The organism is Natronorubrum texcoconense, from assembly GCF_900100335.1.
In the GTDB taxonomy this organism is placed as follows: Archaea; Halobacteriota; Halobacteria; order Halobacteriales; family Natrialbaceae; genus Natronorubrum; species Natronorubrum texcoconense.
In genome coordinates this window covers 139,220-151,388 of record NZ_FNFE01000008.1, presented here as the reverse complement: position 1 = coordinate 151,388, position 12,169 = coordinate 139,220, and the positions used below count along the sequence as shown (strand labels likewise).

Sequence of the window (12,169 nt, the reverse complement as noted above, 5' to 3'; positions counted from 1 at the left end):
TTAGATTTCGCCCTGTTCTTTGAGGTCCTCGATGATGTCGTCGACGAAGGACTCGGGGTCGTCGTAGGGGAAGTCCCCGCCCGAGGTTTTCGTGTTCAGTTCCATTGCGGTCATCGAGAAGTCGCCGGACTCGAACTTCGTCCCGGGACCGTTTGGCAGTGCCGGCACGAGATCCATCGGACTGGAGATTGGATAGTCGGCACCTTCGAACGCGTCGATCATCTGGTCGCGGATTTCGGATTCGTCTGCCATTGCGCGTGCTAGTTGTGCCCGATAAATAATAAATTTGCAGGTAGTTGCTATCGCTGACGGCGGTACGATGAGACCGCTACTGTGGCGATAAGGGCCACTCTACAGTAGCGCATGGCAATAATTCACGCAGGTGGGCCGCGCAACAGCCGACCGTCCTGTAGTAAGCGGTTTCGTTCTACACTTGTTAGCACAGTAGACAACCCGTCCAGCTACAGCCGGCGCATGAACTCCGGGAGGATCCCCCGCTCGCTCGAGTCCGCGGCGGCTGCCGGTTCGGCTCCGGGATGGTCGAACTCGGTACCGCCCTCACGCACGCCGGACTCGTCGAACGAATTCGCCTCCGGGCGGCCGGATTCCGGCCCACCGCCGGAACGAGCAGTCGCGTCGTCGGCTGTCGCCGCTGCTGTCGGCTCGTTTTCGGACGCTGTTGTGGCCGACTCGGCCGCCGAGTCGCCGGTCTCGGCCGTCGGTGCGTCGATCGGTGATCCGGCCGTCGCTCCGGTCTCGAGGCTTGCTTCGAACGCGTCCGGTGAATCGGGGCCGAAGTAGTACGGTTCTCTGGGGCTGAGGTACTCTCGAAGCTGGTGGTTGGCGTAGCCTGCGAGCACGATCGCGGGAACGACCAGCGGCTCGACCCCGAACAGCGTCGGCCCGGCGGTCAGGATGACGAGAAAGACCGCCAGCGGCGAGTAGACGAAGTACGCGAGCAGTCGGAACCAGGCCCCGACGTAGCCGTCGATCACGTAAGCGTACAGCCCGTAGGCACCGATCACGAGACCCACGTCGGCGTACAGCGCGACCAGGAACCCGGCGTCGCCGGCGACGAAGATGTGCATGTGCGCGGCGATGGCGCCGGTCAGGATCGTCGTCCGATTGACGTAGGTTTCGTCCAGTGCCATCCCGACGACGAGCACCGCGATTTGGAGCAGCGGCGCTGCCAACCACCAGGGGAGGGAACTGACGAAGAGGCCGAGAGACACGTCGATTACACCTATCTGTGTGGGCCAACCCCTCCCGTTCGCTTTAACGTTCGTTCCGTTTCGAGACTCGATACGAGCCTCGAGTGTCCGTCGGATTTACTCGAGACCCCCCGATCCTGTCTCAAAATCTACAGCTGTTCGAAACAGTAATGAGCCAGGAGTGTGCACTGTGTCGATATGGCGAAAGATACCGTCAGATACCCGGACGAGGTCGTCGAGGCGATCGACGAACTCGTCGACGACGGTATGTTCGAGAGCAAATCCGAGTTCTATCGCTTCTCCGCGGAGTACGTACTGACGCTGATCAACTCCGACCACGAGGTGGAGACGTTCAACTTCGACGAGATCAAGTCCGAACTCGATATCAGCGAGCAGGATCACGCAGCCGTGCTGGGCACGGACGGCGGCACGTTCTTCCTCGACGCCGTGATCAACGTCCGCAAACACGGCCTTCGCGGCGACTACGAGGCGGCGGAACGCTTCATCGACACCCACTACGATTCGACAGACCAGGAGTGTATTATTCTCGAGGAACTGCTCGGCACGTACAGAAATCAGTCGGCCTAACGCAACTCGACGCCGCGCTGCAGCATCACGGGTCGAGCGTCTCGTTGACCGACTTCTCGATCCCCTCGTCGAACGGCTCGCCGAGCGCTTCGAGATCGAGATTGTCTCGAACCAGCGCCGCGGCGCGGTCGTAGGGCGTCGTGCTGGATCCCGTCTCTTCGTCAGCTACTGTAGCCGAGTCGCTACCTAACGGCGACCACTCGATTCCGGCGTCGGCGGCGACGTGTGTGAGAAACGCCGACCGAATCGGTTCGTTGTCGAACAGCCCGTGGAGATACGTCCCTAGGACCCGTCCGCGGGAGGCGCTCGACTCGCCGAGCGGCCGAGCGACGTCCTCGAGCGTCCGCGTTCGTCCGGCGTGGATCTCGTACCCAGACGCCGACCCCTCGGCGCCCGCGAGCAACGGCGTCGCGGTCCCGTCGACCGGCACCGTCGTCTGCTCGAGCCGTTTGCTGCCCTCGAACTCGGTTTCGACCGGCAGCAAGCCGAGACCGTCGACCACGTCGTCCTCGCCCGTTCCCTCGAGCGAGGCGTTCGTGATCCGCTCGCCCAGTAGCTGATAGCCGCCACAGATTCCCACGATCGGCCCGTCGAAGTTCGTGAGCGCGTCGCCGAAACCGGCGCGATGGAGCGCCAGCAGATCGTCCACCGTGTTCTTCGTCCCCGGGAGGACGACGGCATCGGCGTCGACGTCCTCGAGCGTCGCCGCCACGTCCGCAGTTTCGTCTCCGCTGCTGTCGGTCGACCCGCTCTCGACCGGGACGAAGACGACCGAGACGCCGGGTTCGGCCGCCAGCGCCTCGAGGTCCGTCGCGTTCGAGATTCTGGGGAGTCGGGGGACGGCGATCCGGAGCCGCTGCTCGGCGGGCACGCCGTCGTCGCCACCCAGCACGCCGCGTTCGCTCGTCGACGGCAGGCCGACGCTATCCTCTTCAGGCAGCCCGGGATCGTCGTAGGGGAGCACTCCCAGAATCGGGACGCCGGTTTTCGCCTCGATCTCCTCGATGCCGGGCTCGAGCAGCGTCGGGTCGCCCCGGAATTTGGTGATGGCTGCGCCCACGACGCGCTCGCGAAGCGCGTCGGGGAGGAGTTCGACGGTGCCGTAGAGGCTGGCGAACGCCCCGCCGCGTTCGATGTCGACCAGCAGGAGGATGTCGGCGTCGGCGAACCGAGCCGTCTCGACGTTCGCGAGGTCCCGGTCGTGGAGGTTGATCTCGCCGATGCTCCCCGCGCCCTCCGCGACGATCACGTCGTGATCGGCTGCGAGCCGCCGGAAGGAGTTTTCGGCCGCGTCCCGAGCTTCCTCCCAGTATTCCTCGTAGTAGGTCCCGGCTGGGACGTGCTCGTGGGCCTCTCCCTGGAGCACGAGCTGGCTCTCGCCGTCGCCGCGCGGTTTGAGTAGGACCGGGTTGCAGTCCGTCGTCGGGGTCATGGAGGCGGCTCGAGCCTGCACGAATTGCGAGACGCCGATCTCTCCCCACTGGTCGACGTTTGGTCGATCGCCGTTCGACTGGTCGGAATTCGGTTCGTCGCCTGGGACGACGCCGGAACCGTCGTCAGTGACCTCCGCTCGCACGACCACGCGGGCGTTGTTGCTCATGTTCTGTCCCTTAAATGGGGCGACCGAAATGCCACGGTCGGCGAGCAGCCGACAGAGTCCGGCGGCGACCGTCGACTTGCCGACGTGGCTCGCCGTCCCCGCGACGAGAAGCGTTCGTGTCATCCGCGTTGGGGCTACTCGCGTGCCGTGAAGTATCGTCCTATCGGTTCGGCGTGGCGGGGACTCGAGCGAGTTAGAGATGATTCGAGCGCCTTCGCTGGTCGTTGCTCGAGTTCGTCCGTCGCTATTCGTCGTCGTAACCGGGTTCCGGCGGCTGGCCGTCCTCGAAGTCGACCATCTCCCCCTCGTGCGGTTCGATGTGGCTCAGAATTTCGTGGGGAACGTAACCGATGTTGTACCCCTCCTCGTCGTGGAGGACGATTCCCTGATCGTACTCGCGGAAGTCGAAGCAGTTGATCTCCTCGTAGGCGTTGCCGGGTTTGTAGACGACTTTCATGGGAAACCGTTCAACGGATTGGCTGGTTTGGATGCGCCCTGCACGTGAAGGGTGTTTTCAGGATCGGTGGTCGATTTCGAGTCAATACAATCACACTACTGCTGCAAATGAAACGCAATATCGATCGTTCTACTGTGATCAGTTGGGGAGGGGGGATTCCAGTGTAAACTCGTCTTTCCGGGTCATGCGGATCGATTGCTCCAACCCGAGTTGGATAGCTTGACTTGTAATCCATCTGGAGCGGTGGAGAGGGTCTATCTGGTTACATACAACTGTTCCAACTGAACCACAAAACCCCCTAGTTCCAGTGTACGGGGGGTGTTCCAGTGTAAAGACTACTTCCCGAGATCCCAGAGTATTTCTGCGACGCCTTCGAGTCGCTGGTCGTCTCCGAGGGCTTCAATCGCGAGTTCAGGGTCGATTGAGAGGGAATAGAAATTCGACATCCCTCGTCCCTGTCCTCGGCCACGACGGGACTGGGTCAGAATGTTTTGATGTGCAAGGTCGTTGAGTTTGGCTCGAACAGTCCGCTGTGATACTTGTCTCCCATCGATTTCTTTCGAGAAGGCACAGTATGTCTGATAGATATCCGTCGTCCCGGGATTTGGATTCCCGGTGATTTCGTGCTTGATTACTCCTGCAAGCGCCAATTTTCGCTGTGTCGTCTCAGATTCGATTAGCTCCCGATGAGCCTCCTTCTCGATCTTCCGGTGTGCTTCTTTAACGTGTCCCTCTCGGACGAGTTCTTCTCGCTCCTCTGCGATCTCACACGCATCCCGGAGCAAGCGGATTGCTTGCCTTGCATCACCCGTTTCATTGCTTGCTCGGGCCGCCGTCAACGGAATTGTAGCGTCATCAAGGACGTTACTCTCGAGGTTTTCAAACGTTCTCTCTGCGCCGTTGAACGACGTATCCACTAACCCTCTACCAGCGCGGCGTGCCAGAATGTCTTGAAGTTGGTTTGCATCATACGGATGGAAAAAAATCTCACGCTGTCCGAGTGATGACTGGACGTCCGCATCCAGATTGTTTCGGAATTGGGCGTCGTTCGTGATCCCAATCACACCGATCTTCGCATTCGAGATATCTGGACGTGAGAGCTCATAGAGAGCATAGTCATCTTCGCCGATTCCATCGATCTCGTCTAAAACGAGAACAACGATACCACCTAGCCTATCGATCTCGTTGAATACCATCTCGATGAGAGCCTTTCGTGGGTAGCCTTGTGGTCGCTCAACACCTCGTCCTTCCTTGATTTCTCGGAGTCGCTTCACCAGAAGTGTGAGAACGTGATAAGAACTATCGCAACCTTTGCATCGTGCGATCACGATAGTGACGTCCTCTCCCTTGTTGTCTGCCCACGTCCGGAGTTCCTGCATTTTCAGCTCTACAGCTACGGTCTTTCCTTGCCCGGTCGGGCCATAGACAAGTGCATTATGTGGTGACCCACCCGTTTGGAGCGGTCGCAGAATCCGATTAATTTCGGCTAATTCGTCCTCTCGTTCGGGGAGGTTAGACGGTGTGTATGAGTTGTTATCGGGCTCGAGAACAGCGTGGTTCTCGATGATAGGATCATCCGACGGGAATAATGACATGATACAACCATTCTTCTTCTCTATAATAAACCCCCCGTTCCAGTGTAGCTAGTGAGGGAGGGGGGATTCCAGTGTAAACTCACAAAAACAGGAATAGCACAACTGAATATTGACCCACCTTTTCTGAATAACATTGTTCTGAACGTTCTGTAATCCTAATATTGGTACTCCAACAGTTGTCTGCCCATACTGTCGGGGATTTACACTGGAATACCCCCCGTCCCCCTCTGCTAACTAATTAGTGGAAATGATGGAACGTGGAGGCTCGCTGTAAAAGTGAATGGCTGTGATCGACAGCTACCCTTTTGTTCGAAAATGTGGTGTATCTCTCTGCAAACTTTCAGCAGTCGGTTTTTCAGCCCCCTACCTGATACCGCTTCTCCCACCGCGGCCCCGCCCGACTCGAGAGCACCACTCCCACCACACCGAACCCCACCCCTGCAATCCCGAGCGCGAGCGCAACAGTCCCGGACGGCGGCACGACGACGAACCCGGCGACGAGCGTCGGCACGAGCGCAACGCCGACGCCGACGGTGAACATCGTGAACCGGACGGCATCGAAGAGGAACTCGTTGGGATCGAAGCCGGCGATGTAGACGGTCAGGCCGTAGTAGTACAGCGCGTAGCCCGCGAGCAAGAGAGCGCCGACGACTGCATCCAGCACCGTCGCCTCGAACCAGATCACGGCCGCCAGGTACGGCACTGCGACCGTCGGTGCGCCGACGAGAACGAACGCGATCCGTTTCGCGCGGAAGACGTCTTCGATCGAGACGGGGTAGGTGAGGTAGGCCTCGAGCGAATCGAACTGGGTCAGCCAGTTGTACGTGGTAAACGCCGTCAGTCCGAGTACGCCGCCGAAGAAGATTCCCGGTGCGGGCGCGATGCCGGTGATCGAGTCGACGACGCCGACGAGGGCGGCCACGAGCGCGAACAGGATCGCGGCCGAGACGAACGGCTTCGCGACGCCACCCGACGAGCGTGCCAGATCGAGCAACGTCTTCGAGACGAGTGCGCTGCTGTTGTCCGTCCCCAGCGGTAGCGAATCGCTGAGCCGTGCGAACCGGTCGCCGGCCGTCCGCGAGGGTCGGCCGTAGGTCGGGTCGTACAGCGCGAGCGATGCGACACCGACGAGGACGGTCCCGGCGGCCAATCCGAGTGCGCTGGCGAGCGAGCCCTCGATCGGGACGAACAGGGCCCAGCCGTCTCGAGCGGTTCCCGTCAGCCACGATCCGCCCGCGACGACGACGATCGTCCCGGCGATTGCCCACGTCGGTATCCCTCGCGTTCGAATCGCGATCATCGCGACGGTCAGCGCCATGCCGGCCGCGAACGACAGCGATAGCGAGAGCCACAGCGTTCCGATGGCGACCGGCGCGGCGGACACCTCCCCGACGAGGACCGCGTTGGCGACCGCCATCGGGAGCACGAACGCGACCGCGTAGAACAGCGCGTCCTTGACGAGGAAGATCCCCAGCAACCGGCGCCGGGACAGCGGCAGCGTCGTCGACGTCGAGAGGACGAGCGAGAGCCGACCGAAGACGTTCTCGAGCATGTCCGACCCCGCGAAGCCGGCCGTCCCGCTGTAGAGGCCGAAACCGAGCGCGAGGACGTGCAGCCCGGTTACGATCGTTCCGGCGGCGGTTCCGGTCTCGAGAAGCGCGACCGTCGCGCCGACGGTGAGGGCGGCGATGACGACCGGGAAGAGTACGAATCGCCAGCCGCCGAACAGCTGCGTGTGTAGCCGCCACTCCTCGCGGAGGAGGAGCGCGAACAGTCGCCACGTCGATCGCGGCGAGCGCGAGGCCGTACTCATTGTTTCGACTCAGCCCCTAGGCGATCGAGCGACGGTGCGTCGCGGACGTCGGCGTCCTCGACGCGCTCGAGGAAGATCTCGAGCAACGATTCGTCGCTGTCGATACCGTCGCCGCGGCCATTGCCGTCACCACCATCACCACCATCACCGCCGTCACTCCCGTCGAGCGACCGCTCCGTCACGAGCTGTCCGTCGGCAACGATTCCGACACGGGTACAGATCTCTTCTGCGACGTCGATGTTGTGCGTCGAGACGAAGACGGCGTTGTCACCGGCGGCGTAGGAGACGAGGAATTGCTTGACCTGCTCTTGGACCAGCGGATCGAGGTTCGCCAGCGGCTCGTCGATGAAGACCACGTCAGGTTCGTGGACGAAGGCCTGTGTGATCATCACTTTCTGTTGTTGACCCCGCGAGAGATCCGTGTGAAGCGTGTCGAGCTTGCTCTCGAAGCCGAGTCGGTCGGCCCAGACGTCGGTCTGCGTCGCGACTCGATCGGGCTCGAGCCCGCGGACGTCGCCGACGAAGTCGAGGAACTCCCGCGGCGTCAGAAAGCTCGGCGGCGATCCCTGTTCGGGCAGGATTCCGACCCGATGTCGCGTTTCGATCGGTTCAGCAGTCGGATCGGTCTCGAGGACGCGAGCCGTTCCCGAATCCGGCCGGAGTTGGCCGGTCAGAACGCCGATTGTGGTCGTCTTTCCGGCGCCGTTCGGCCCGAGAAAGCCGTATAATTCGCCCCGCTCGACGGAAAACGATAGCCCGTCCACTGCGTCGACATCCCCGTACGATTTCACCAGTCCGTCGACCTGTATCACACCCATCGATTTGCCGAACATTCGGTACGATTGGTAATAATTGTGCTGGCATCTCCCCCTCTCGAGTGTTTGGCTCCAAGGACCGACTATACCGATGGAGAGACGCTGTCTAGTGAGACTAGTTTTTGAAAGATCTATCGCGACAGGAGAGTGAGCGGTCTCCCGTAGATCCATCTGATGCACGTCACTAGCGCAGAAACAGAATTACAAATGAGCCGTTATGGCCGGCTTCCAGCAACCATGACGCCCGCTTGCTCGGATCCGTACGCTGGATCGTTGTAAATCACCCACGTAATCGTTCCAGGATCGGATTGTCGAGCGACCTGGGTTCCGTGAACCACATTTATGTGGAACAGGATTACGTCTCCCGCATTCGCTGGAACGCCGATCGTCTCGTCGAACGAGTGACTGGTTTCTGGAAGTTGCGGCCCTTTCTCCCCGTCGACGTGTTCGAGATCGCCGTCGAGGTGGCTTCCCGGTATGAACCGCATGCCGCCTTCGTCTTCGGGGAAATCGTCAAGATAGACGATCGCATTGATGAACGTTTCCGCACTGTGGGAGTAGAAGACGCGGTCCTGATGGAGATCGTGTTGTTCGATCTCGGCTGTCTCCGCGGGCATCCATTTTCGCCCTGTGGTATGATCGAGTTCCACGTTCGGTCCGATCAACTGTGTCATCGGGACGGTGATCCGGGGGTCTTGTATCGCCCGAGCCCAGACGCCCGACTTGAACAGATGATCGCTCGTCTTGATCGGTGCTGATCCGTGATCAGTTCCAGTATCAGCATTCTGAATCAACGTATCGTTCTCCGCCCGAAGCGCCTCAAGTTCCGATTCGTCGAACACGGACTCGAGTTTCAGATAGCCGTTTTCGTTGTATCGGTCGATCTCCTCGTCGGTCAGCTGATATTGTTCTTGCTGACCAACGCGCTCTGAGACTCGTGTGTGGATCATCTCCATGTTAATAAATACCATTGAGTATAAATCCTACTGTTTCGCAGTATCGCTCGAAGTGGTGAGTTGTTAAACGCCGTTCTTGGTGTCTGAACTCACTCCGTCAGAAACATGACGGGGAGCATGATTGCAACGCCGAGGACGATTCCGCCGACCAGTTCCCGACGACCGCCACCTCGAAGCTCCGCGCCGTGATCCAATGCCTCGGGAAAGATGTCGTGGAGCACCAGGTAGATCATCGCGCCGGCGGCGAAACCGAAGCCGAAGGGGAGAAACTCGCGGGCGACGCTGACGAACACGAACGCGACTCCCGCGCCGATCGGCTGTGGAATACTCGAGAAAACCGCCCAGCCGAAGATCTTCCAGTTCGGGAGCCCGTACGTGTGCAGCGGGATCGCGACGGCGAGCCCTTCCGGAATGTTCTGGATCGAGATCGCGACCGTGATGAAGACCGCCAGCGCCGGCACCGCGAGCCCCGCGACGACGAGGTCGCCGTCGACGCCCAGATCGGCGAACGCCACCCCGAGAGCGACCCCTTCCGGGAAGCTGTGGACGGTCAGAATGCCGACGATGAGGACGAGCTTCCGGAAGTCAGCGTTGGGCATTTCGCGGGGCTTGAACTCGTAGTCTGAGATGAGCCGGTCGGCGACGATGACGAGTCCGACGCCGACGAGGAGGCCGGTTCCGACTTGGGTTAGCGTGCCCTCCTCGAGCCCCTCGACGACGAACCCGAACAACGAGGCAAACAGCATAATGCCGCCCGCGAGCCCCCAGAGGACGACGGTCACCCGATCGCTGATATCGTCGACGAAAAAGAACGGAAGGGTTCCTAATCCGCAGACTACGGCCGTGAATATTCCGGCGGCGAGTACGAGTCCAAGCCCCTCGACAACCATACTATCTCTCGCTGTCAGAACACATTACGGTTGTCGATTCGGCGGGCAGACGGATCGACAGCCCACATCACTCCGCCGTTGATGTCCGCCTGCTCTTCGCATCATCTGACGACCGTCACCGGGGCCGTTGCGCGGCGAACAACCCGCTCGGCGACGCTCCCCAGCAGGACGCGGGAGACGCCGGACCGGCCGTGGCTTCCGATGACGATCCCGTCGACGTCGTGTTCGTCGGCGAACTCGACGATGCCTCGAGCGGCCGGTCCGCCGATGGTTTCGGTCGTGATCGTCACGTCGTGTTCGCTAGCGAACTCCCGCGCGCGCTCGAACAGCGCCTCGGCTCTCTCCTCCTCGATTTCGAGGGCCCGTTCGACGTTGTACGCCGTGTCGCCCCCGTACATCGCCATCGACGGATCGACGACGTGCAACACGGTGATGGTCGCGTCGGGAAACGTCGTGAGTGCATATTTGAGTGCCGCGCGAGCCGGTTCGGAGTCGTCCATCGGAACCAGTAGGTGCATAGCTACCGGTTCGACGACTGATCATATATAGGACGGGTGATATTCCCGCGTCGTGGAAGTACCCGTGCGATAGGTCGGGGCCCGATGTCGCCGGTTCCGTGCCGGCGTCTCGAGGTCGAGACGTCATTCGTTCCGAAGGAACTGACCGTCGGACGAGCGGATCTCGAGTGATTCGATGGCGACGGAAATCGCGTCCGCGTCCGGTTCGGTGACGATTTGTGCACCGATAAGAAGCACGTACGGCGCATCCGAGGTCCGGTCCGACTGGTCGTCGACTGGTGCACCGACTATCGTCAGGAACATCGTGCCGTCACCGTCACACCGTCGCCAGATCTGACTCCGGAAGGTGAACTCGTCGGACCGAAACCGCTGTCGACCGCCGTCGTCGCACTCGTGGCTGTAGTCGACGAGTCTGTCGAGGATCGCGGCCGGATCGCCGCCCAGTCTCGTGGTCACGGCGACCTCGACGCCGGGAACGTCTCTCGTGGTGAGGTAACCGTCCAGGTCCGGGGCGGCGATGATCGAGGGATTGTTACCGACCTGCGTGCTGTTGACGTCGTCCCAGGCTTCCGGGACCGTGATCTGAACCGTCCTGGTGTCGTCGGTGATCGTCCGTTGCGGGTCGTCGTCCGAATCGTCGGAGCGGTCTTCGCCGTTCCGCTCGTCAGCGCCGCTCTGAACGTCGGTACTGCCGATGGACCGCTGCTGGTCGGCCGGCCGGTCCGGTTCTTCCCGTGCACCCGCCGCCAGTACAGACGGGTTGCTTCCCAGTCCCGCGAGGAGTGCGCTTCCCGTCGCGAGGACGGTCCGTCTCCCTATCACCGATTTCGGCGACGTGCTATTCTCTCTCATACTCCCGACCGTACACTGGGAGGGAGTAAGAAAGCCAATTCGAGGTCCGGGCGACTGTTCGATTCCGCTCACTATCGCGACACCGCATCCGAGAGCCACCGATGCCGAGATCGAACGCTTCTAGAGCAGTAGTGCTGTCCCCGATCGGGACGGAGCGATGTGAGCCGTCGCCGTTCAGAACTCCGTGCCGCGTCGCGCCCGCTGGCCGTCGTCGATCGGGTGTTTCACCTTCCGCACGTTGGTGATCAGATCGGCTCGCTCCTCGAGATACGTCGGTTCGGCGTGGCTACCCGAGAGCACGAGTTCGAGCTCGGCCGGCTTCGCGTCGAGCAGCCCGTAGATATCGTCTTCACTGAGTAGTCCGCGATCCGCTGCGTAGAGCACTTCGTCCAGAATTAGCATGTGGACCCCGTCTTCGGGCGGCGCATCGAGATCGATCGGCGAACCCAGATCGGTCCCGTCGGCCGCCTCGAGCAACTCGCGAGCGCGTTCGAGTCCCGCCTGTGCCTGGGCTGCGTGGTCGGCCTCGTCGCTGCCGTCGGCCATGCCGTGCCAGCCGTAGTGGCCGAGGTTCTCGTAGCTGATTCCGGGGAGCGCGGCCATCGCGTTGTACTCGCCGCGGACGGCCTCGACGCTCGAGGCGCCGCCTTTCATGAACTGGAGCATGTGGACGCGGTAGCCGTGGCCCGCGGCGCGCATTCCCATGCCGAGCGTGGCCGTCGTCTTCCCCTTTCCGTCGCCCCACCAGACCTGGACGAGACCGAACTCTTCGGGAGCGGCGGGCTCGATGGTCTCGGCTTCGGGACTCCGACCCCGCCCCGGCGTGTTTTCGACCGTCGACTCCGACGGGTGATCGTCACTCATACGGTGTCCG

13 protein-coding genes are annotated in these 12,169 nt (G+C 61.4%); 1 reads left to right on the top strand and 12 read right to left on the bottom strand.

Going from position 1 to position 12,169, the window contains the following annotated elements:
* On the bottom strand, positions 1-252 hold the full coding sequence (locus BLT08_RS20315) for an MTH865 family protein (RefSeq protein ID WP_090311698.1): 252 nt from the start codon (positions 250-252) through the stop codon (positions 1-3).
* Positions 253-461: 209 nt separating this feature from the next.
* Positions 462-1,232 (bottom strand): hypothetical protein, encoded by a 771-nt coding sequence (locus BLT08_RS20310; protein ID WP_245724292.1) that lies wholly within the window; start codon positions 1,230-1,232, stop codon positions 462-464.
* 177 nt (positions 1,233-1,409) lie between these two features.
* On the opposite strand from BLT08_RS20310, the gene BLT08_RS20305 reads away from it, so the two are divergent.
* On the top strand, positions 1,410-1,799 hold the full coding sequence (locus BLT08_RS20305; RefSeq protein WP_090311696.1) for a CopG family transcriptional regulator: 390 nt from the start codon (positions 1,410-1,412) through the stop codon (positions 1,797-1,799).
* Positions 1,800-1,824: 25 nt separating this feature from the next.
* On the opposite strand, the gene BLT08_RS20300 is transcribed toward BLT08_RS20305, so the two are convergent.
* The 10 genes from BLT08_RS20300 to BLT08_RS20255 form a co-directional block, all read right to left on the bottom strand.
* Complete coding sequence (locus tag BLT08_RS20300) at positions 1,825-3,522, bottom strand: cobyric acid synthase (protein WP_090311694.1); 1,698 nt, start codon at positions 3,520-3,522, stop codon at positions 1,825-1,827.
* Positions 3,523-3,643: 121 nt separating this feature from the next.
* Entirely contained in the window at positions 3,644-3,856 is a 213-nt protein-coding gene (locus BLT08_RS20295) for a hypothetical protein (protein ID WP_090311692.1), read from the bottom strand.
* Positions 3,857-4,191: 335 nt separating this feature from the next.
* The gene (locus tag BLT08_RS20290) at positions 4,192-5,451 is read right to left on the bottom strand and encodes a Cdc6/Cdc18 family protein (RefSeq protein WP_090311689.1); all 1,260 of its coding nucleotides are present in this window, start codon (positions 5,449-5,451) and stop codon (positions 4,192-4,194) included.
* Between the two features lie 355 nt (positions 5,452-5,806).
* Positions 5,807-7,264, bottom strand: a complete 1,458-nt coding sequence (locus BLT08_RS20285) for a hypothetical protein (RefSeq protein WP_090311687.1) — start codon at positions 7,262-7,264, stop codon at positions 5,807-5,809.
* Complete coding sequence (locus tag BLT08_RS20280; protein ID WP_090311798.1) at positions 7,261-8,082, bottom strand: ABC transporter ATP-binding protein; 822 nt, start codon at positions 8,080-8,082, stop codon at positions 7,261-7,263. The genes BLT08_RS20285 and BLT08_RS20280 overlap by 4 nt, the downstream gene beginning before the upstream one ends.
* A gap of 212 nt (positions 8,083-8,294) precedes the next feature.
* A complete protein-coding gene (locus tag BLT08_RS20275; RefSeq protein WP_175529397.1) occupies positions 8,295-9,029 on the bottom strand; it encodes a phytanoyl-CoA dioxygenase family protein in 735 nt (244 codons plus the stop codon).
* 95 nt (positions 9,030-9,124) lie between these two features.
* Positions 9,125-9,925, bottom strand: coding sequence for a ZIP family metal transporter (locus tag BLT08_RS20270; RefSeq protein WP_090311683.1), 801 nt, complete (start codon positions 9,923-9,925; stop codon positions 9,125-9,127).
* Between the two features lie 101 nt (positions 9,926-10,026).
* Positions 10,027-10,443, bottom strand: coding sequence for a universal stress protein (locus tag BLT08_RS20265; RefSeq protein WP_090311681.1), 417 nt, complete (start codon positions 10,441-10,443; stop codon positions 10,027-10,029).
* Positions 10,444-10,566: 123 nt separating this feature from the next.
* Positions 10,567-11,295, bottom strand: a complete 729-nt coding sequence (locus tag BLT08_RS20260; RefSeq protein WP_139171342.1) for a hypothetical protein — start codon at positions 11,293-11,295, stop codon at positions 10,567-10,569.
* 174 nt (positions 11,296-11,469) lie between these two features.
* Complete coding sequence (locus BLT08_RS20255; RefSeq protein WP_090311677.1) at positions 11,470-12,159, bottom strand: cob(I)yrinic acid a,c-diamide adenosyltransferase; 690 nt, start codon at positions 12,157-12,159, stop codon at positions 11,470-11,472.
* Between the last annotated feature and the right edge of the window lie 10 nt (positions 12,160-12,169).